Here is an 18,708-nt window from a genome sequence, read left to right as displayed (position 1 = left end):
CCCTCGCGCGCCCCCTACCTGACGGCGCTGAGGTTCCTGATCTGCGTGTTGATCCAAGGGATGTAATTGGAGACCCGCGCATAGATGCCGGGCAGCCCCGGCCTCGCGCAGCCCACGCCAAAGCTCACGATTCCCTGGAGCACGTACCCTTGGGGGCCCGGTACGACGAGCGGTCCTCCGCTGTCCCCTTGGCATGCGTCCTTGCCTCCTGCCGCGTACCCAGCCCCGAGCATCGCCTGCTCGTTGATGGAGATTCCATGGGGGCGGTAGTAATTGGCCACGGACCGATGATTGAGGGTGGGGACGTTCACCTGCATCAAGAGAGGGGAGACATTCCCTTCCTCCTGTGTCAGGCCCCAGCCCGCGACAGTCGTTGCCGTGTTGTCTGGAACCCGCTCCCCGCTGGCAGGGAGGCAGACAGGTGCGCGTTTGCCTCCAGAGGCGTACTTCGGGGCCTGACTGGGGCGCATGGTGGATGACTGACCGCAGGCACCGGCAACGGCCTGGTTGAACTTGATGGGCTGTTCGAGCTTGAGAACGGCGATGTCGTTCATCGTCGTGTCTGGATTGTACCGTGGGTGGTAGACAGCCCGCTCCACCCGGACCGTGACGTGTCCCGTGCTGGGACGGCCCAGGTCATGAGCCCCTGCGACGGCGGTGGCGCCGGACAGCCCGTCGTAGACACAATGGGCAGCGGTGAGAACGATATCGCTCTCTTCCTTGGCGCCGACCCGCACGAGGGCGCCACCACAGAAGTGGCTGTTGAATTGCTGCAAGCTGACAATCCAGGGGTGGGAGTGAGGCCGAGCCTCGATTCCTCCCACAATCTCCTGGTCCCGGCGGCCGACCGCATCGACCGGGTCCCGCTCCAGCTCCGGACCACCGCACCCCAGAAGACCCACCGTGACGACCGCTCCGCTCATGAATCGCAATGCATCCTCCGCTTCAAGTGCGGAGGGCATCAGCAAGTCACGTACCGGGTGGCTGCCCAACCGAGTCAAGGCCTTAGCCGCGCGACAGCAGGCCTGGCGCGCGTCCTGACACGTCAAGTGGAGGCGCTTGACGCGTCAGTCACGCCGTCTTGAAGAGCGTGGGGCGGGATAGGATGCCGCGCCATGGGAATGAACATCATCGGCGGCTTCATCGTGATGCTCGCCGCGCTCGTCGTGGGATGCACCGGGGATGCGCCAAAGCCAGGTCCAAAGCCAGACGCCGGCGCCGAGGTGCCCGACGCCGGCGTCATCACAACGAAGAGTTCGAAGCGGGGAATCGCCTTCGACCTCTCGACGCCCGAGGACCTGGCGGCCGTCGCTCCCGGCGTGAGCTGGTGGTACAACTGGAGCCCCACGCCGCATCCGGGCGTGCCCGCGGATTTCCAGACGCGCTACGGCATGGACTTCATTCCCATGCTCTGGAACGGGAACTTCGACGCGGCGCACATCGAGTCCATCCTCCGGGCGAACCCGCGCATCCAGTACCTGCTGCTGCTCAACGAGCCCAACCTCACCGACCAGGCCAACATGTCGCCGCGGGCCGCGGCGGAGCTGTGGCCCCGGTATGAGCGTGTCGCCCAGAACACCGGCGTGAAGCTGGTAGGGCCGGCGATGAACTGGGGCACCATGCCGGGCCATGGAGACCCTGTCGTCTGGCTGGACGCCTTCTATTCCGCCTATCGCGCAGCCAACGGGAACCGCGACCCGCACATCGATTACCTCGGGTTCCACTGGTACGACTATGGCCTGGAGCACCACCTGGACCGGCTCACGAAGTACGGCAAGCCGTTCTGGGTCACCGAGTTCGCCAACTGCCACAGCCAGCCGGATGGCGCGCAGATTGACTCGGTCGCCAAGCAGCGGGTGCAGATGACGGAGATGGTGGCCGTCTGCGAGCGGCGCGAGGACGTGTTCCGCTACGCGTGGTTCACGGGGCGGTGGACGAATGACCCGTGCTTCGCGAGCCTGCTCGGCGCCGCGGGCACTTTGACCGAGCTGGGTGAGCACTACGTGTCACTGCCCACCAGCGCGCCATAGGGCCACGTTCGGGGTTGTTCCGCGCCCACCGAGGGGAGAGAGTGGGCGCCGCGATGAGTGAATCCCCTGATGTGTTCCTGCTCGGCATGTTCCAGAAGTCGGGTCTGGCCTTCGGCTCCGTGGACGAGGCCTGGCAACGCTCCGAGCACCTCTATCCCTTGCTGGGCTGGCTGACGGCGCGGTTTCCCGAGCCCACGGCCTTTCAGGTCTGCACGGAGTGGCTGCGACAGGCCGCGACGCGCGTCGAGGGAAGTGCCGCCGCCGCGGACCTCTTCGCCCAGGCCCGCGGTGAGGCACCGCGCCAGGGGCACGTCATCGCGGGGAGGCTGGGGGACCTGCGCAACGCGTCCATCCTCGAACGGAAGCCGGCCGTCGCCGCGTTCGCGGACGCCGCCAGCCACCTGTGTGAAGTCTGGGCCGCGGTGACGACGAACGAAGGGGACACGGAGACGAATCCCTGGGCTCGCGCCAAGGCCGCCGCGGGCGCCATGGTGACGGCCCTGTTGGAGCAGCGAGGTGAGGCCGCGGAGGACCCGGCGGCGAAGGCGCGGGCGCGTGTCGAGCTCACCGAGCTCCTGCGCACGGCCCGGGCCGCCATCACCGCTCGCTGAGGCCTCCGTCAACCCGGCGGCGCGGGTGTTGCCCCGCGGGACCGGTTCTCCCGGCCCCCGAATCCCCCTAGCTTGAGTGCGCCGATTCCTGGAAGCCCAGCTCGGATGCACCCCCACCAGCCGTGTCGCGCCCTCCAGGTCTGGCGCGCGCGGCTGCTTCGCACTCATGCCCATGACACGAACCACTCCATTCCACCCGGAAGACGCCGCGATGCCCGCGGCCGCGCTGCACCCGCTGCGAGACTTCGCCGAGAAGCTCGGGCGTGAGCTGCGCTTCGAGGACCTCCGTTCGGGCGCGTGGCACGCCCGCCTGCTGACCGCCTATGTGCGGCACTACGAGGCGCGGCGCGCCGGTACCTCGTCCACCGTCCGTGCCTCCGAGACGGAGGCCCTCATCCGGCGCGCCAGCAATGAAGCGGCGCTGGTGGGGGCGAGCGCCGCGGGGATCTCCACCAGCGCCGCCGTGTTCACCCTGGACACCGGCTTCGTGGGTGCGCTCGTGGCCGTTCCCGTGGCCGGAGCCGCCATGGGGCTGGACACGATGCTGCGCTCGCTCATCCAGGCCCGGATGATGTGTGACGTGGCGTCCGCGTTCGGCGTGCGCATCGATCCGGATGACCCGTGGGATCTGCTCCACCTGCACGCCATCACCTCGGGCTCGGAGGTGTGGGAGGACGCGGACCGCGGCGGTGCGGGGCTCGTGGGCCGGATGCTGACCGAGGACACGGAGGCGGCGGAGCGGAAGTTGGGCAACCGCTTGATGGGGGAGAGCGTGCTGCGAAACCTCCTTCCCTTCGCCAGCGTCGTCACCTCCTCTGTCACCAGCTGGCGGCGCACCCGGCAGCTCGGACATGCGGCGGTGGAGTACGCACGCTACCGCCGCGCCGTGGACGATGCGTTCTCCGCCGTCCGGGCCGTGGACGCGCGGTGCCTGGAGCTGCTCATCGAAGGCGCCTGGTGCCTGTTTGGAACGGATGGGGTGCTGCGAGCCGAGGAGACGGTCATGCTGGCGCACCTGCTGCGCAGCAGCCCGTCCGCGGCGCGCAAGCGGGTCCTGGAGCGCCTGGGAGAAGATGAGGCGCAGTGGGTCGAGCGTCTCCACGAGGTGCCCGAGGCCGCGCGGGATGCCTTCCTGCACGCGCTGGAGGTGCTTGTCGCGGTGGACCTGTCCATGTCGAACGCGGAGTGGCTGCTGCTGCGGCAGGCCGCCGCCGCGCTCAACCGCCCGCCGCGTCGCGAGCGGGTGCAGGCCCTGCTGAAGCAGCTCCGGGCCCATGGTGTCGTGCTTGCGCCGTGGGGCGACCTGGCCGAGTCCCGCGACGAGCGGATGCCGGTGTCCCGTGGTGCCGGGCTGGGCGCTGACGCCCACGGCGCTCCGGGGGCCCTATGAAGACGACGGTGGCCTTCCTGGCGGGCGTGGCCACCGGCTGGATGGCCCGGAGCACCGTCGACAACTCGCGCGGCGCGGTCGTCACCGTGGCGACGGCGGCGTTCGACCTGGTGGGATGGACGCGGCGGGTCATCGCCACCGAGCGCGAGTTCCTCTCCGACCTGCTGGCGGAGGCGCGCTCGCGAGCGAACCTCCATCAGGCCCATGGCCGGCGTGCGGCGGACAGTGGGGCGCGGCCCGTCGCGGATAGCCGGGAGGGGCACGCATGAGGCTCGACCCGGACTCGGGCGCCATTGAAGGGGAGTGGTTGTTGCTCGTGCACCACTCCCCCGGCCGGCTTCGTGTACGCGCGCGCTGCTTCCAAGCGGACTCGGCCCTCGCGGACCGCGTGCGCGGTGAGCTGGGGGAGACGCAAGGGGTGTTCAGCACCGTCCATTCTCCACTCACGGGCAGCTTGCTCATCGAATACAGCCCGGAAGCGGCCGACGTGGAGTCGCTGCTGGCGGCCATCGTCGACACGGCGGACCTGGACGGCATCGTCGACGCCAAGTTCATGGCGAAGTCGCGCAAGGCCCCCGCCGAGCATGTGGTGAGTGGCGCCCGGTGGCTGGACGGACTGGCCCGTGAGGTGACGGGGGCGAGCCTCTACGAGCTGATTCCCGTGGTGCTGACGGCCACGGGCCTCTACTCGCTGGTGGTGAACCCGTCGCAGAAGGGCTGGCTGCCGCGCTGGGACAACGCGCTGTACTGGGCCTACAGCGTGTTCCGTGACGGCGTCCGAGAGCAGGAACTGGAAGACGCCGCGCGCGTCAGTGGGACGGTGGCCTTCCGGCCCCACGCGTGAGGCCGCGGTGGCACTGCATTCAGCTCGGGGGGGCGTTCATGCGGGCGGAGGTGGAGTTCCTGAGTGGCATGGCGCGCGGCTTCAAGGGGCGCGCGCACGAGGCCCTGGATGGGCATCAGCGGCCCGTGTCGGTCCACGTCACGGACGTGGCTCCGGGCCGGCTCCTCATCCGGGGCGCGGCGGAGGACTCCAAGACGCTGCGCCAGGTGCTCGGCTGGTTGGAGTCCCGCCCCGAAGTCCAGGTGGCCACGTGTCAGCGCAGCACGGGCCTGGTCAAGGTGCACTACCAGGAGGCGTCGCGCCTTCCGGGCGCGTTCGCGCTGCGGGTGCGGGACTTCGTCTTCACGTTGCACCAGCATCCGCTCAAGCCGTTCCAGGTGGAGGTGCAACACGCGCTGCCCGGACGCGTGCGGCTGCGCGCCAGAGGGCTGGAGGACGACGACATCCTCAAGCTGGCGGCCTGGGCCGCGACGCTGCCGGGCGTGCACAAGGCGAGCGCGTCGCCGGCCATCCATTCGCTGGTGGTGAGCTTCGACCCGGAGGTGCTCAGCGCCAGCCAGTTGATGGCGGCCCTGCGCACGAGCGAGCCGTCCACCTGGCCCGCCGCGCCCGAGCCGCCCCGGCGGGAGTGGGCCGCCACCGTCTTCAATTCGGCGGTGCTCGCCGCGTGCGTGGTGAACGCGGCGCCCATGCCCATGTTGACCGCGGGCGTCGCGTTGACGAGCCTGCCGCTGGCCCAGCGCGCCTTCCAGGCCGTCGCGGAGCGGCGCATCACCGTGGACCTGCTCGACCTGGTGGCGGTGGGCGTGTCCCTGGCCACGGGGCAGGTGCGGACGGCGGCGCTCATCACCTCCCTGCTGGGCATTGGTGACTTGCTGATTGAGCGCAGCGCGGACCGCGCCCGGTCCGCCATCTCCCGGTTGATGCGGTTGGAGGTGCTGTACGCTTGGCGGCTGCGGGTGGACGGAGAGGTGGAGCAGGTCCGGGCGGACCGGCTCAAGGAGGGCGACCTCATCGTCGTGCACACGGGGGAGAGCGTGCCCGCCGACGGGACGGTGCTTTCTGGCACCGCATGGGTGGATGAGAAGGCGCTCACGGGCGAGTCGGAGCCCCGCGTGCGCGAGGCGGGAGACCGCGTGCTGGCCGCGTCCGTGGTGGGCGAGGGCAGCCTCCGGGTGCGCGTGGTGCGCGCGGGCGTGGAGACCACGGCGGCCAAGATTCTCCACATCCTGGAAGGGGCGGGCGCCAAGCCCATGACGCTGCAGGCGAAGGTGGACTCGGTGGCGAATGGCGTCGTGCTGCCGACCTTCGGGCTCGCCGCGGCGACGGGGCTGTGGACGCGCGAGGCGTCACGGCCCATCAGCATCCTCATCACGGATTTCGGGACGGGGGTCCGCATCGTCGTGCCCGCGAGCGCGCTGGTGGCGATGACGCTCGCGGCGCGTCAGGGCATCCTCATCAAGGGGGCCCAGTACCTGGAGCGGCTGGCCCAGGCGGACACCATCGTCTTCGACAAGACGGGCACGCTGACGTTGGGGTCCCGGAGGTGGTGGACGTCATCCCCGCGCGGGGCTGGGATGCGCGCCAGGTGTTGTCGCTGAGCGCCGCGGCCGAGCTGCGCCAGTCCCACCCCGTGGCGGAGGCGGTGCGCCGGCATGCCCAGGCGCAGGGCGTGGAGGTGCCGCGGCCCGAGGCGGGCCTGGAGGAGGTCGTCCTGGGGCGAGGCGTCTGCGCCCAGGTGAACGGGCGCCGCGTCTGTGTGGGCAGCGCGCGTTGGATGCAGCAGCAAGGTGTGGACGTGACGGACGCGGGCGCGGCGCTGGTCCGGTCCGTGCCGCGCGAGGTCTCCACCCTGTGGGTCACCGTGGATGGGGCGCTGGCCGGGTGCATCCGCTACGTGGAGACGCTGCGGCCGGAGAGCGCGGGCGTGGTCCATGCCCTGAAGGAGAACGGGCGCCGGCGCATCGTGCTGCTGTCCGGGGACGCTCCGGCCCGGGTGGCGGAGGTCGGGAGCCGGCTGGGCGTGGACGAGGCCATCGCGGAGCTGCTCCCCGAGGACAAGGCCACGCATGTGCGCGCGCTCCGGCGCCAGGGACGCATCGTGGCCATGGTGGGGGACGGCATCAATGATGCCCCGGCGCTCGCGCTCGCTGACGTCGGCATCTCCCTGCGGGGCGCGACGGACGTGGCGTTGGAGACGGCGGACGTGGTGCTGCTGCGTGGCAGCCTCGAGGACCTGTTGCTGGCGTTCGACGCGGGCCGCGACACCCTGGCCCGCGTGCACCGGGGGCTCGGGCTGGTGCTGGTGCCCAATGCCGTGGCCATGGTGCTCGCGGCGCTGGGGTGGCTGCCGCCTGTCGCCGCCGCCGTGGTCAACAACGGCTCCACGGTGGTGGCGGGCTTCGCCGCGCTGGCGCCGCTGTTCCGCCAGGCGCGCGAAGCCCGGCGCGAGGACGCCAACACCCACTGAGCCTCAGGGCAGCTGGGGCGCGGCCGCCTGGGGCCTGGGCTTCACGTCCGTGTTCTGGCCGGCCAGGATTTGCCACTGCCCGTTCGCGTGCTTCATCACGTAGCGCATCTGCGTGCGCAGCACGCCGGGCTCGGTGTCCTGGACGCCAGGGGGCAGGCCGGGGTGGCCCGTCACCGCGTGCGTGGCGTCGACAATCGCCAGGTCCTCCCGGATGAACTGGACCTTGCGCACCGTGACCTGGCTCTGGCTCCCTTTGAAGATGCTGGCGAAGATGCCCGCGTGGCGCTGCTGGATTTCATCGCGGCCCTCGAAGACGGTGCCCACGATGTTGATGAAGGAGGCGTCCGGGGCAAAGTCCTTGGACCAGGCCACCGCGTCCTGACGGTTCCAGGCCTCCGTCTGGTCACTCACGAGCTGAAGGATGTCCGCCTCCGCTGGCGCCGTGCCGGTGGTCGCGCACGCGGACGCCAGCAGGAGGAGGGTGGCCAGCGAGGGCAGGGGAAGGGCACGGCGCATCATTCGGTAGCCTTCTTTCGGGAAAAGCCGGTTGTCGTGCCCAATCCCATACCACGGCCGGCTTCTCCCGAACGCCTCAGGCGTCTGGCTTGGTGTGTTCGCCGCCCTTCTTCAGCTTCTCCCGGAGGCTCAGCCTCGAGCTCCACATCGCTGGCGTCACCACCACGATGAGGAGGGTCAGCACCACGGTTCCCAGCATCAGCTCCCAGAACATGTCCACGTCGTGACTCCTGTCGTCATTGATTTGAGAAAACAGCGCATTCGGCATGGGGCTCGACGGCGGACGTGTCCCGTTGGCGCGCGCGCTTCGCGCGGGCGGTGCAAGGACAGCCGACATCGAGCGTCAACGCGGAGGCGCTCGGCTCAAATCAGCAACGTGCGGATGCGGAGGAAGACGGGGGGGCCCTGACCTTGAGGTGCGTCCCTGCGCGCGAGGGAAGGCTGTGGCCCGCTCAGGAGCGGCGGGTTGGGCAGCCAGGCGGCGGGGACGAGGATGGCAGGAGCTTGGATGAAGGGGGCGTGAGGGGCGGAGCCCGCTTCGGTGGGCGCGGGCAAATCCCAGTGAGGCGCGTCGCAGCAGTGCGCGTGCAGCACCGGCAGTCCCGGGTCCGCCTCCTCTGAGTGCACGGCCCCGTGGGGGCACTTGCACTTGGAGGCCCGCGACTGGACCTGCTTCTCGCAGTAATGCCCGAGCCCGGCCGCGCCGCTGGCGACAGCCTGCCAGAGGAGCAACAGCGCGAGCGCGAGGATCCGCGAGAGTCCAGACACGATGCCCTGTGTATATGCCGCGGCCGTGCGGGTCGCAATGCGCGGAAGCCTCTCGGCGGCGCTCGCCACTCGGGGCGCGGGTACCAGGACGCTTCCAGGCGGCTGTTGGCCGTGCTGCGTCGATTCGCCGGGCTCACCCGACGGGGGCCCACGAGGCCCCCCGGGTTGCCCACCGACGCGGCTCAGGCCTTCGCCTTCTCACTGCGTTCGCCGCCGCCGACCTTGATGCGCTTGGGCTGCTCCTCGGACTTCTTGGGGATGCGCACGTTGAGGACGCCGCTCTTGAATTCCGCCTGAACGTCGTCCGTATTCACACCTCGGGGGAGCGTGAAGGTGCGGTTGAACGAGCCATAATCGCGCTCGTAGGCGTAGTAGCGGTCACCCTCCTCGCGGCGCTCCTCTTCCCGCTTGCCGCTGATGGTCAGCCGGTTCTCCGCGAGGGTGATTTCCAGGTCCTTCTCCTCCACGCCTGGGACATCGGCCTTGAAGATGAAGGCGTCCTGGGTCTCCTTCACCTCGAAGTCGGGCGCGAAGCCGCCCTCCCGTGCGCCCTGGGGGCCGAGCATCCGGCCGAGGTCGAAGCCCAACAGCTCCTGCATGCGCTCGAAGGGGTCCCAGCCGCGCGGGGCTCCGAGCATGCCTCCACCTCTACGGGCAGGTAGGTCCGCCATGATTCCGTCTCCTTTCCACCGCGCCCCGTTCGTCGAGGCAGGGGGTCTGAGATTCACGGTAGGGAGACGGCGGCGGAAGGGGAGGCACCGGGAAGCCTGCCGGTGCCTCGTCACGCGCCTGGGGTGGGCGCCCGGCGCCCTGCCTCAGGTCCCTTCGGCGTAGAGGCGGCGGTGGTCGCGAAGCTCCGTCAGCCGGAAGGCACCGGGCGCCGGGGCCACGGCCTCGGGCGCATCCGCCGGCAGCTTCATCAGGCGCTCGTACTCCTCGATGGAGACGCGCTCGCGCCGGGCCAGCACCTCCTCCAGGTCCGCCTTCGCCATCCGCTCAGCGGCCTTCTCGCCCACCGTGCCGGAATAGAATTCGGCCGCGCAGCCGCTGCCGTAGGACAGCAGGCCCATGCGCTGTCCCGCCAGCGCGCCGGCCTCGCGGTGCAGCAGCCCCGCCAGCGCCAGGTAGAGGGACGCGGTGTACACGTTTCCGATGCGCGAGTTGAGTCCCAGGGATGTCGCCACCTGGGCGTCATAGCTGGCGGCCGACTTCGCCTGCGCCTCCCGCGACTCCGCCGTCGAAGCCGCGGCGCCCGCCGCATCCTCCAGGTCGCAGAGGCGCAGCTGGGTGTGCGCCTTCCGGGCCATCTTGCAGAACGGCACGTGGTAGGCGATGCGCGCCAGTTGCTCGCCGGGCAGCGTGTCCGACCAGCGGACCAGTCCCGCCGCCAGGGCCTTCTCGCGCCAGCCCCGGTAGGCGCCGGACAGGGCCTCAAGGTAGCAGGTGATGGAGTAGTGCCCGTCCACCAGCGCCTCCCGCCGGCCCACGGGCCGCCAGAAGTCATACACGTCCATGGTGCACACGCCATTGAGGCCCACGTCCATGGCGAGCAGGTCGGGCTGCTCGGAGACCAGCAGCGCCACCGCGCCGCCGCCCTGGGTGGGCTCGCCCGCGGTGTTCAGCCCGTAGCGCGCGATGTCCGAGCACACCACCACGGCCACCTTGCCCGCGCCCGCGCCGGACGCAATCCACTCCACCGCCGCCATCAACCCGGCGGTGCCGCCGTAACACGCGTGCTGCGTGTCATAGGTCCGCATGGCGCGCGGCAGCTTCAGCAGGCCCTGCACGTGCGAGGCGACGGGCTTCGAGTGGTCGATGCCCGTCTCCGTGCCCACCACCAGCATGCCGATGCGAGAGGGGTCCACGTCCTGCTGACGGATGAGGCGGGCCGCCGCGGTGGCCGCCAGGGCCACGGTGTCCTCGCCGGGGTCGTTGACGGCCATCTCCCTGGCGCCCAGGCCCGCCGTGTACTTGGCCGGGTCCACGCCCCGGGCCCGGGCCAGGTCTTCGATGTCCACGTACCGGGACGGCACCGCGACCGCCAACGCTTCGATTCCCACGCGCTTTTTCATACGACTCCTCGATTCCTTGTCGTGCTCTGGATTCCAGCCGCCGCTTCGCTCACGCCTCGGGGGGCACCAGCACCAGCCGGCCCGCCACCTCGCGGTTCTCCAGCCGGAAGTGGGCCTTCGCGGCCTCGGCCAGGGGCACCGCGTCCGTCACGAACTGCCGCACGCCGCCGGTGGCCGTCAGGCGCAGGGCTTCGTCCAGCTCCGCCTGCGTGGTGGCGTAGGCCCCCAATATCTCCAGCTCCTTGACGATGACGAGCCCTGGGTTGAGCTGAACCATCCCCGACTCCAGGTTGCCCACCACCACCACACGGCCTCCGGGCGCCATGGACTTCAGCGTCTGGTCGAACGTGGCGCTGCCGACGATTTCGACGGCCACGTCCACGCCCGCGCCCTGAGTGCGCTCGCGGACGGCCGAGCCGAAGTCCAGCCCGCGCGACACGATGACCTCGTCCGCGCCCGCCTCCTTCAGCGCCCGCACCTTCAGCTCGCTGGACGTCACCGCGATGACGCGCGCGCCGTCCAGCCGCGCGAGCTGTACGGCGGACAGGCCCACGCCGCCGCTGGCGCCGGTGATGAGCACCGTCTCGCCCGCGCGCACCTTGCCGCGCGTGCGCACCGTGTGGACCGCCGTGCCCGTGGTGCAGCACACCGTGGCCGCCTCGTTCCAGGGCAGCGACGCGGGCACCCGGCCCAGGCCGCCGACGGGGGCCACCATGAACTGGGCGTAGCCCCCGGGCAGCTCCTCGCCGAAGAAGCGGTTGTCCGTCTTGCAGAGGCTGTTGCGACCGCCGCGGCACAGGGCACAGGCGCCACACGACATGCGCTGGAGCGTCGCGGCGCGGTCACCCGTCTTCCAACCCGGCGTGTCCGGGCCGACTTCAATGACTTCACCGGCGGCCTCGTGGCCGAGAATCGCGGGCACGCTGGTGCGGGGCAGGTTGCCGCGGCGGTTGATGACGTCGTGGTAGCAGACGCCACAGGCATGCACGCGCAGGAGGACCTCGCCACGCCCGGGGCGGGGCATGGGGACGCTCTCCATCTTCAGGTTGTCCGCTTCACCAAAGCTGCGCAGTACGACGGCTTTCATCTGGGTGCCTCCGTGCATCTGGATTCGTGGAAGGGTCCGGCTCAGGCGCCGACGAGCGCGTCGCGGTAGCCGTGCGGGTCGATGTCGCGAATGGCCGCCACCGTGCGGGCATCCGGCAGCGGGGTGACGGGCAGCGCTTCGGGGACCTGGAAGGCGAAGCCCGTGCGCTCCGCGATGTGCGCTTCCGAGGCCCACGGGTGTCGCGCGAGCAGCCGCGCGCCGGACGCGCCCAGCTCGAACACGCCCAGGTCGGAGATGAGCGTCACCGGCCGGCGCGGATCTCTCGTGGTGGCGACCTGCACCTGGGGCACCAGGTTGCGGCGCGACTGGCGCGGCACCAGCAGCACCGGCCGGCGCACCCACTGCCGCAGCGTCGCGGCGCCCGCCACGCCAGGGAACTTCGTCCGCGGCGTGTCCAGGCTGCCGCTGGCCGTCATGTTGGTGCGGCCCTCGGCATCCACCTCGGCCGCGCCGAAGAAGACGGTGTCCACCCGGCCGCGCCGCGCGTGGTCGAACAGGTCCGGAATGGTGATCTCCGCGGACCGGCCAGCCAGGTAGCCCAGGTCCTCGGAGGAGGGCAGCAGCGTGGGAAGCTCCGGGTCCAACGCGCCCACGCAGGCCAGGTACGTCAGGTCCGGCGCATGCGTCGCGCGCGCCACGGCGATGGCCAGGATGGCCAGCGGTGACGCCACGCCCGTGGCCACCACGCCGCCATCCTCAATCTGCCGCGCCAGCAGGGCGACCACGGTCTCCGCCGGGGTGATGTCCAGCGCCGCGCTCATGCCGCCCTCCGTGACAGCAGCGTCTCCAGGAACTCCGCCTCGCGGCCCGTCTCCGCCAGCGACAGGTAGCGGGCCAGCATCGCGTCGTCGTGCGGGTAGAGCCCGGCGCAGCCGGTGGGCAGGGCGCCGCCGGGTGCCAGGATGATGCGGTCCACCTGGAAGCCGGGCAGGGTGGCGCGAGGCAGCTTCGCCACCCGCTCCTCCACCGTGGCAATCACCCGCTTCGCCGCGCCCGCCACCAGCAGGTCCGTGGTCGGGTCTTCCATGTAGAGGTTGCCGCGCTCGTCCGCGGCGCGCGCGTGGATCAGCGCCACGTCCGGATAGAAGGCGGGCTCCACCGCCACGCGCAGGCCGGTGAAGGGGTCCTCCACCATGGGAGGCGGCTCCGCCTGCGCCAGCCCGGACACGTCCGCGTCTGGCGCGGGGATGAAGGGCAGGCCCATGGACGCGGCGCGCAGCCGCTGGACGACGCGGTAGCCGTCATGCTCGCGCCAGGCGAGCGTGCCCTGCTCCATGGCCCGCTTGAGGCAGGGCATGGGACGCACGCGGCCCTGGAGGCTCAGCGCGCCGAAGGCAAGCTCCAGCTTGCCCAGACAGCCGCCCGCCACGAGGAGCTCCGCGGGCAGCGGGTTGGGGAGGGAGATGAGGCCCAGGTCGCGCTTGCCCTGGGCGATGAGCTCCATCACCAACGCCATGGGGGCGCGGCCCAGCATGAAGCCGCCGGTGGCCAGCGACGCGCCATCCGGAATGGAGGCCACCGCCTCCTCCAGCGAGCACCAGCGCGCCGTCTTCATGCGTCCTCCGAATCCGTGCCGGTGGCCGGCACGCCCGGCACCATGCGCAGCGGCGAGGGCCCGGCCTGTCCGGCGGCGTCACCCGCGGCGGCGAAGGGCGGGAACAGCATGTCCACCATGCCGTCGGCGATCTGCTCGTCCGTGAGGCGCCCGTCCGGCTTGAACCACTTGTAGATCCACAGCACCATCCCCAGGAACGAGAAGGCGCCCACCGTCGGGTCCACGGGGCGGATGAGGCCCTGCTGCGAGGCCTGCGCGAAGGCCTCCTCCAGGAAGGCCACGTACTTCTTCTTCCGGGCGTCGATGAAGGCGCGCGTCTCGCCGGTGAGCGTGGCGTGCTCGTGGAGGATGATGATGACCTCCTTGCTCCACCCCCGCGTCACCAGCAGGATGTTGTGGCGCATGCACGCCCGGAGCCGCTCCAGTGGATTCGCGATGTCCTGCACTCGCGAGAGGACCTGCTCCTCGAACAGGTCCATCCCGTAGTTCATGATGGCGAAGAGCAGCTGCTCCTTGTTCTGGATGTGGTGGTAGAGGCCCGCCTTCGTCATCCGGCACGCGGCGGCGATCTCCTGCATCGACGTGCCCTCGTACCCCCGGTCACAGATGAGCCGCGCCGCCGTCTCCAGGATGGCGCGGTAGCGCTCGCCCTCGTCCGGCTTCCGTCCTCCGGTGTTCGTCACGTCTGCTCCCTCCTTGAGACCTACCGACCGGTAGGTAGCAGCGCACGACGCGGGGTGTCAATCGCCAAAGCAGGCCCCCAGGCCGATGGCCCTCTTGGTTCCCCTGCTATTTCAAGGGGTTGGGGAGGGGCTGGCGGTTAGACTCGGCGGGCCATGCGGTACGCGCTCGTCCCCATCCTGCTGCTCTGTGTCGCCCTCACGACGGTGGGGGTGGGGGTGTTCACCCTGTTGGAGCGCAACCGGGAGGCCCAGTGGCACCAGTTCGCGGTGGAGCGCCAGGCCCAGTTGGATGAGGCCACGCGCGGGGTGGCGGAGACGCTGGAGGACGTGGCGGAGGACCTGCGCTTCGCCGGGGAGCTGATGTCCCAGCCCGGCACGCTGGCGGAGCACCGGCGGGAGATGCGCGCCCTGTTGGAGGCGGTGGGCCAGTACAAGGTCCTCATCGCCTACGACGCCAGCGGCAAGGAGTGGCTGCGCATGTTGGACCGGCGCTTGGGCAAGCAGGTGGCGCGAGCCCCCGTGCTGGCGCAGATGGCGGAGGCGGGACGGCGGGCCCTGCTGCGGCCGCCGGGGGACGTCACGCTGTCACCTCCCATGGAGGATGGCGGCTTTGACTCGCTGCGGGTCATGGCCACGGCGCTGCCCGTGGATGAGCAAGGCCGGCCCGAAGGCGCGGTGGCGGTGCTGGTCGACACGACGTCCTTCTTCACGCCGCTGCGCATCGTGACGTCAGACCCGGACGCGCGGCTGCTGCTCCTGGGCACGTATGGCCAGCCGACCTCCGCGAGCGACCCCACCCTGGCGGACTGGTTCCGGCGGCTGGAGACAGAGGGCTCATGGGTGCCGGGCTTCATGGCGCTGGCGGCGCGGATGCGCGAGGGCGAGCGCGGCGCGTTGCCGCTTCGCGCGGAGGAGGCCGAGCGCTTGGGGCTGGGCCGCTCGGAGGCCATCGCCGTCTTCACCCCCATCCGCGTCCGCGGCGGCAGCCACTGGGCCGCGGCCACGTTGGTGTCCACCGCGACGCTGCGCTCGCATCAGCAGGCGCTCATCTGGCGGCTCATGGCCGCGGCGTTGCTGGTGGCGCTCTTCCTGGTGACGTTCGCCGTGTACGTGGTGCTGGCGCAGCGCCGCGCGGCCGCCTTGCGTGAGAGCCGTCAGCACGCGGACCAGCTGGCGCACCTGCAAGACAAGACGCAGAAGATTCTCGACCACATTCCTTCCGGCGTGCTGGCGCTCACGGTGGATGGGCGCATCAGCGCGGTGAACCAGGTGCTTCGCGAGCGCATGCCGCCGGACGCCATTGGCGCGCCGTTGGAGACGGCGTTCCCCCAGGCGCCGGCGCCGGTGGTGTCCCGGATTCGCGCCCTGGTGGCGGCCGCCGTGAGCGAGTCGCGCGCCCACGGCATCCTGGGAGAGACGCTGGTGCTCTTCGGCGAGGAGGGCCGGTTCAACCTCCACGCGGTGCCGCTGGAGGCGCGCCACCCGGAGGTCCACACGCTGCTGGTGGTGGAGGACCTGAGCAACGTGCGCGCGCTGGAGACGCAGTTGCTGCGCGCGGAGAAGCTGGCCACGGTGGGCGTGCTGGCCGCCGGCATCGCGCACGAGATTGGCACGCCGCTGGGCGTGGTGCGCGGGCGCGCGGAGTACGTGCTGGGCAAGCTGGGCAAGGAGCATCCGCAGGGTCCCGGCGTCGCCGTCATCATCGAGCAGATTGACCGGGTGAGCCGCACGCTGCGGCAGCTCCTGGACTTCTCGCGCCTCCAGCCCACGGCGGTGCGGCCGGTGCCGCTCAGCTCCCTGCTCCACGACGTTCAGGAACTGCTGCGCATGGAAGTGGAGCGGCGCGGGGTGCGCTTCGAGGTGACGGTGCCGCAGACGCTGCCTCCGCTGGCGGCGGACCCGGACCAGCTCCAGCAGGTGCTGGTGAACCTGGCGCTCAATGCCTGCCACGCGTGTGGTGAGGGCGGACAGGTGACGTTGACCGCGGCGGTGCCGGAGGCGGAGCCGTGGGGGCTGGTGGCGCTCACCCTCCGCGATGACGGCTGCGGCATTCCGCGGAAGCACCTCAACCAGGTCTTCGACCCCTTCTTCACCACCAAGAAGCGGGGACAGGGCACGGGGCTGGGCCTGACGATGGTGGCCCACGTCGTGCGCAATCATGGTGGCCGGTTGGAGCTGGAGAGCGAGGAGGGCCGGGGCACCTGCGTCACCGTGCTCTGGCCCATCGCGAAGCCCAGCGCGGAGGAGCGGTATGTCGGTTGAGGGACGCATCCTGGTCGTCGATGACCACGTGGACATGGGCCTCATGCTGCGGGAGCCCCTCACGGACGCGGGCTACGCCGTGGACCTGGCCACGGGCGGCGAAGAGGCCATCCAGATGGCGCGCGCGCGGGCCTACGACGCGGTGCTGTGTGACTTGCGCATGGAAGGGGTGGACGGCCTGGACGTGCTGGAGGCCGTGCGGGCGCTCGACGCGGACATCCCCGTGTTGATGATGACGGCCTTCGGCGGCGTGGAGAGCGCGGTGGAGGCGATGAAGCGTGGCGCGTACCATTACTTCACCAAGCCCTTTCGCCTGGATGAGGTGCTGCTCTTCCTCGAGCGGGCCCTGAAGGAGCGCCGGCTCCAGGTGGAGAACCGGGCACTGCGGCGCGCCGCCGCCGAGCGCAGCGGGCTGGGCGCGTTGGTGGGCCGCAGCGCGGCGATGCGGAACCTCTACGAGCTCATCGACCGCGTGGCCCATGCCCAGGCGGCGGTGCTGCTGCGGGGCCCGAGCGGCACGGGCAAGGAGCTGGTCGCCCGCGCGCTGCACTTCCAGGGGCCTCGCGCCTCCGGGCCCTTCGTGGCCGTCAACTGCACGGCGCTGCCGCATGACTTGCTGGAGAGCGAGCTGTTCGGTCACCTCAAGGGCGCCTTCACCGGCGCCACCCACGCCCGTCGCGGCCTCTTCGTGGAGGCGGATGGGGGCACGCTGTTCCTGGACGAGATTGGCGACATGCCGCTGGAGCTCCAGGCCCGCCTGCTGCGCGTGCTGGAGGACGGCGAGGTGCGCGCGGTGGGCGCCGACGGCAGCCGCACCGTGGACGTGCGCATCATCGCCGCCACGCACCAGGACCTGGACGCCCGCGTTCGCGAGGCCCGCTTCCGCGCGGACCTGTTCTACCGGCTCAATGTCGTGAGCCTGCTGTTGCCGCCGCTGTCGGAGCGGCGGGAGGACATCCCCTTGCTGGTGGAGCACTTCACGGCTCGCGCCCGCGCGCGCAACCCTCGCTCCCGGATGCAGTCCTTGTCTCCGGAGGCGGTGGCCGCGCTCGCGACCTTGCCCTGGCCGGGGAACGTGCGTGAGCTGGAGAACCTCATCGAGCGGCTGGCGGTGATGGTGGCGAGCGAGGTCGTGAGTCTGGAGGACTTGCGCCCACACCTGCCACCCGAGGCGCCGGAGGTGCAGCCATTGGTGATGGCGCAGCACGCGCTGTGGCCCCTGCGGCGGCTGGAGGGGGAGTACATCGCGTGGATGGTGACACGCTGCGGCGGGAACAAGACGCGCGCCGCGGAGGTGCTCGGCATCGACGTGTCCACCATCCATCGTCGCGAGCGGGAGCGCGGGTAGGGGCGCGCGGGACACCGTGGTAATCCGCCAGGGGCGTCTGGCGTGATGCAACGGTTCGCCCGCATGTCGCCTGGGCGCTCGGGGCGGGGACAGCGGGCATGGGCATTGCTTGATGTCGCAACGTGAAGTCTTCGTCCATCGCCCGTGCCCTCCTGCTCGGAGGGGATGCGTCGCTCAGCTCGCTCCTGAGGGACGTGCTGGCGGAGCTGGGCATCGCGCTGGAGTCGGGCGCGCCGGCCGGTGGGTGTCCGGACCTCGTGCTCGTCCACGTCGAGCGGGGTGAGAGTCTCCAGCGCCGGCTTCAGCGCGCCCGGGAGCTTTCGCCTCAGCGGCCCATCATCGTGCTGGTGCCCTTCGCCGATGAGCGGCTGATGGGACTCGCCCTGCGGCTGGGCGCCCGCGACTGTTTCGCGCTGGGCCGTCCGCTCGGTGAGCTGCGCCGGGTGTTGCTGGCCCACGTTCCAGGTCACCGGAGCTCCGTATTCATCTCTCCCGGCGGGGCCGTGCCGCCGTCGACCGAGTCGCCCCATGATTGAGCCTCTCGCCGTGTCCTTGGTGCCCGCCACTCCCGCGTTTCCGGACCGCCCGCTCGTCGCGCCGTCCGCTCCTTCCGAAGTGCCGCTCTTCCAGGACGCCGGTCTGCGCGTGACGACCGAGCGGGTCGTCGCCCGGGGCAGGACGCTGCTGCTCGCGGACGTCCAGCGGGTGGAGACGGTGCGGCGCACGCCTCGCATGGTTCCCGTGCTGGCCACGCTGGCGCTGTGCATGAGCGTGGGGCTGCCGGCGCTGTCCGCGCTGTCCGTGTCCAGCAGCACGGCGAAGGGTGTCTACGAGGCGGCGCTGGTCGCCGTCGTCATGGTCATCTTCGGGTGCATCGCGCGGCTCGTCCTGGCCGAGGAGTCGTACCGGCTGGTGCTGCATACCCGCGCCGGCTCGTGGCGCGTGCGCGCGAGCAAGGATCCGAAGTCCCTCATGCTGCTCGCCGGGCTCATCCATGACGCCGTTGTGGCGCGACGGAGGCACTGAGCGGGCCGCAGGCGGCGCTGGCCCG

21 protein-coding genes are annotated in these 18,708 nt (G+C 70.9%); 11 read left to right on the top strand and 10 right to left on the bottom strand.

Annotated features, from left to right (window positions below; all coding sequences use genetic code 11):
* Positions 1-14: 14 nt before the first annotated feature.
* Positions 15-923, bottom strand: coding sequence for a serine protease (locus HV826_RS00695; protein WP_255207634.1), 909 nt, complete (start codon positions 921-923; stop codon positions 15-17).
* A gap of 192 nt (positions 924-1,115) precedes the next feature.
* On the opposite strand from HV826_RS00695, the gene HV826_RS00690 reads away from it, so the two are divergent.
* From HV826_RS00690 to HV826_RS36830, 7 genes are all read left to right on the top strand, one after another.
* Positions 1,116-2,030 carry a glycoside hydrolase family protein gene (locus HV826_RS00690; protein ID WP_176415072.1) on the top strand — a complete coding sequence of 305 codons (915 nt, stop codon included), beginning with the start codon at positions 1,116-1,118 and terminating at the stop codon, positions 2,028-2,030.
* Positions 2,031-2,083: 53 nt separating this feature from the next.
* Positions 2,084-2,641, top strand: a complete 558-nt coding sequence (locus tag HV826_RS00685; RefSeq protein ID WP_176415071.1) for a hypothetical protein — start codon at positions 2,084-2,086, stop codon at positions 2,639-2,641.
* A 172-nt stretch (positions 2,642-2,813) separates the two neighbouring features.
* Positions 2,814-4,031 (top strand): hypothetical protein, encoded by a 1,218-nt coding sequence (locus HV826_RS00680; RefSeq protein WP_176415070.1) that lies wholly within the window; start codon positions 2,814-2,816, stop codon positions 4,029-4,031.
* Positions 4,028-4,300: a hypothetical protein gene (locus HV826_RS00675; RefSeq protein WP_176415069.1), complete on the top strand. Its 273-nt coding sequence runs from the start codon at positions 4,028-4,030 to the stop codon at positions 4,298-4,300. Before HV826_RS00680 ends, HV826_RS00675 begins: the two co-directional genes overlap by 4 nt.
* Complete coding sequence (locus HV826_RS00670) at positions 4,297-4,875, top strand: HMA2 domain-containing protein (protein ID WP_176415068.1); 579 nt, start codon at positions 4,297-4,299, stop codon at positions 4,873-4,875. The genes HV826_RS00675 and HV826_RS00670 overlap by 4 nt, the downstream gene beginning before the upstream one ends.
* 38 nt (positions 4,876-4,913) lie before the next feature.
* The gene (locus HV826_RS36835) at positions 4,914-6,476 is read left to right on the top strand and encodes an HAD-IC family P-type ATPase (protein ID WP_255216978.1); all 1,563 of its coding nucleotides are present in this window, start codon (positions 4,914-4,916) and stop codon (positions 6,474-6,476) included.
* Positions 6,422-7,345: a heavy metal translocating P-type ATPase gene (locus HV826_RS36830; RefSeq protein ID WP_368670806.1), complete on the top strand. Its 924-nt coding sequence runs from the start codon at positions 6,422-6,424 to the stop codon at positions 7,343-7,345. Before HV826_RS36835 ends, HV826_RS36830 begins: the two co-directional genes overlap by 55 nt.
* Before the next feature lie 3 nt (positions 7,346-7,348).
* On the opposite strand, the gene HV826_RS00660 is transcribed toward HV826_RS36830, so the two are convergent.
* The 9 genes from HV826_RS00660 to HV826_RS00620 form a co-directional block, all read right to left on the bottom strand.
* Positions 7,349-7,864 carry an SgcJ/EcaC family oxidoreductase gene (locus tag HV826_RS00660; RefSeq protein ID WP_176415067.1) on the bottom strand — a complete coding sequence of 172 codons (516 nt, stop codon included), beginning with the start codon at positions 7,862-7,864 and terminating at the stop codon, positions 7,349-7,351.
* 73 nt (positions 7,865-7,937) lie between these two features.
* Positions 7,938-8,081 carry a hypothetical protein gene (locus tag HV826_RS00655; protein WP_176415066.1) on the bottom strand — a complete coding sequence of 48 codons (144 nt, stop codon included), beginning with the start codon at positions 8,079-8,081 and terminating at the stop codon, positions 7,938-7,940.
* A 143-nt stretch (positions 8,082-8,224) separates the two neighbouring features.
* The gene (locus tag HV826_RS00650) at positions 8,225-8,629 is read right to left on the bottom strand and encodes a hypothetical protein (protein WP_176415065.1); all 405 of its coding nucleotides are present in this window, start codon (positions 8,627-8,629) and stop codon (positions 8,225-8,227) included.
* 182 nt (positions 8,630-8,811) lie between these two features.
* Positions 8,812-9,300, bottom strand: coding sequence for an Hsp20/alpha crystallin family protein (locus HV826_RS00645; protein ID WP_176415064.1), 489 nt, complete (start codon positions 9,298-9,300; stop codon positions 8,812-8,814).
* 144 nt (positions 9,301-9,444) lie between these two features.
* Complete coding sequence (locus tag HV826_RS00640) at positions 9,445-10,701, bottom strand: hydroxymethylglutaryl-CoA synthase family protein (RefSeq protein WP_176415063.1); 1,257 nt, start codon at positions 10,699-10,701, stop codon at positions 9,445-9,447.
* Positions 10,702-10,750: 49 nt separating this feature from the next.
* Positions 10,751-11,788, bottom strand: a complete 1,038-nt coding sequence (locus HV826_RS00635; RefSeq protein ID WP_176415062.1) for an alcohol dehydrogenase catalytic domain-containing protein — start codon at positions 11,786-11,788, stop codon at positions 10,751-10,753.
* 41 nt (positions 11,789-11,829) lie between these two features.
* Positions 11,830-12,570 carry a CoA-transferase subunit beta gene (locus HV826_RS00630; RefSeq protein ID WP_176415061.1) on the bottom strand — a complete coding sequence of 247 codons (741 nt, stop codon included), beginning with the start codon at positions 12,568-12,570 and terminating at the stop codon, positions 11,830-11,832.
* The gene (locus tag HV826_RS00625) at positions 12,567-13,364 is read right to left on the bottom strand and encodes a CoA transferase subunit A (protein WP_176415060.1); all 798 of its coding nucleotides are present in this window, start codon (positions 13,362-13,364) and stop codon (positions 12,567-12,569) included. The genes HV826_RS00630 and HV826_RS00625 overlap by 4 nt, the downstream gene beginning before the upstream one ends.
* Positions 13,361-14,047, bottom strand: coding sequence for a TetR family transcriptional regulator (locus tag HV826_RS00620; RefSeq protein WP_176415059.1), 687 nt, complete (start codon positions 14,045-14,047; stop codon positions 13,361-13,363). The genes HV826_RS00625 and HV826_RS00620 overlap by 4 nt, the downstream gene beginning before the upstream one ends.
* 153 nt (positions 14,048-14,200) lie before the next feature.
* Here HV826_RS00620 and HV826_RS00615 point away from each other — a divergent pair, with 153 nt between their 5' ends.
* The 4 genes from HV826_RS00615 (at position 14,201) to HV826_RS00600 (ending at position 18,683) form a co-directional block, all read left to right on the top strand.
* Entirely contained in the window at positions 14,201-16,309 is a 2,109-nt protein-coding gene (locus HV826_RS00615; RefSeq protein ID WP_176415058.1) for a nitrogen regulation protein NR(II), read from the top strand.
* Positions 16,299-17,657: a sigma-54 dependent transcriptional regulator gene (locus HV826_RS00610; RefSeq protein WP_176415057.1), complete on the top strand. Its 1,359-nt coding sequence runs from the start codon at positions 16,299-16,301 to the stop codon at positions 17,655-17,657. The genes HV826_RS00615 and HV826_RS00610 overlap by 11 nt, the downstream gene beginning before the upstream one ends.
* A gap of 122 nt (positions 17,658-17,779) precedes the next feature.
* Positions 17,780-18,193, top strand: coding sequence for a DNA-binding response regulator (locus HV826_RS00605; protein WP_176415056.1), 414 nt, complete (start codon positions 17,780-17,782; stop codon positions 18,191-18,193).
* Positions 18,186-18,683 (top strand): DUF6232 family protein, encoded by a 498-nt coding sequence (locus HV826_RS00600; RefSeq protein ID WP_176415055.1) that lies wholly within the window; start codon positions 18,186-18,188, stop codon positions 18,681-18,683. Before HV826_RS00605 ends, HV826_RS00600 begins: the two co-directional genes overlap by 8 nt.
* Positions 18,684-18,708: the final 25 nt, after the last annotated feature.

The sequence above is a fragment of the Myxococcus sp. AM010 genome (assembly GCF_013372585.1).
GTDB classification, from domain to species: domain Bacteria; phylum Myxococcota; class Myxococcia; order Myxococcales; family Myxococcaceae; genus Myxococcus; species Myxococcus vastator.
The sequence above is the reverse complement of the archived record's forward strand: the minus strand, read 5'-3'. Positions and strand labels throughout refer to the sequence as shown.

Bases quoted from the DNA above. Each gene is read 5' to 3' on its own strand.
- HV826_RS00695 (WP_255207634.1), bottom strand. From the start codon at position 923: ATGAGCGGAGCGGTCGTCACGGTGGGTCTTCTGGGGTGCGGTGGTCCG.
- HV826_RS00690 (WP_176415072.1), top strand. From the start codon at position 1,116: ATGGGAATGAACATCATCGGCGGCTTCATCGTGATGCTCGCCGCGCTC.
- HV826_RS00685 (WP_176415071.1), top strand. From the start codon at position 2,084: ATGAGTGAATCCCCTGATGTGTTCCTGCTCGGCATGTTCCAGAAGTCG.
- HV826_RS00680 (WP_176415070.1), top strand. From the start codon at position 2,814: ATGACACGAACCACTCCATTCCACCCGGAAGACGCCGCGATGCCCGCG.
- HV826_RS00675 (WP_176415069.1), top strand. From the start codon at position 4,028: ATGAAGACGACGGTGGCCTTCCTGGCGGGCGTGGCCACCGGCTGGATG.
- HV826_RS00670 (WP_176415068.1), top strand. From the start codon at position 4,297: ATGAGGCTCGACCCGGACTCGGGCGCCATTGAAGGGGAGTGGTTGTTG.
- HV826_RS36835 (WP_255216978.1), top strand. From the start codon at position 4,914: ATGCGGGCGGAGGTGGAGTTCCTGAGTGGCATGGCGCGCGGCTTCAAG.
- HV826_RS00660 (WP_176415067.1), bottom strand. From the start codon at position 7,864: ATGATGCGCCGTGCCCTTCCCCTGCCCTCGCTGGCCACCCTCCTCCTG.
- HV826_RS00645 (WP_176415064.1), bottom strand. From the start codon at position 9,300: ATGGCGGACCTACCTGCCCGTAGAGGTGGAGGCATGCTCGGAGCCCCG.
- HV826_RS00640 (WP_176415063.1), bottom strand. From the start codon at position 10,701: ATGAAAAAGCGCGTGGGAATCGAAGCGTTGGCGGTCGCGGTGCCGTCC.
- HV826_RS00635 (WP_176415062.1), bottom strand. From the start codon at position 11,788: ATGAAAGCCGTCGTACTGCGCAGCTTTGGTGAAGCGGACAACCTGAAG.
- HV826_RS00630 (WP_176415061.1), bottom strand. From the start codon at position 12,570: ATGAGCGCGGCGCTGGACATCACCCCGGCGGAGACCGTGGTCGCCCTG.
- HV826_RS00625 (WP_176415060.1), bottom strand. From the start codon at position 13,364: ATGAAGACGGCGCGCTGGTGCTCGCTGGAGGAGGCGGTGGCCTCCATT.
- HV826_RS00615 (WP_176415058.1), top strand. From the start codon at position 14,201: ATGCGGTACGCGCTCGTCCCCATCCTGCTGCTCTGTGTCGCCCTCACG.
- HV826_RS00610 (WP_176415057.1), top strand. From the start codon at position 16,299: ATGTCGGTTGAGGGACGCATCCTGGTCGTCGATGACCACGTGGACATG.
- HV826_RS00600 (WP_176415055.1), top strand. From the start codon at position 18,186: ATGATTGAGCCTCTCGCCGTGTCCTTGGTGCCCGCCACTCCCGCGTTT.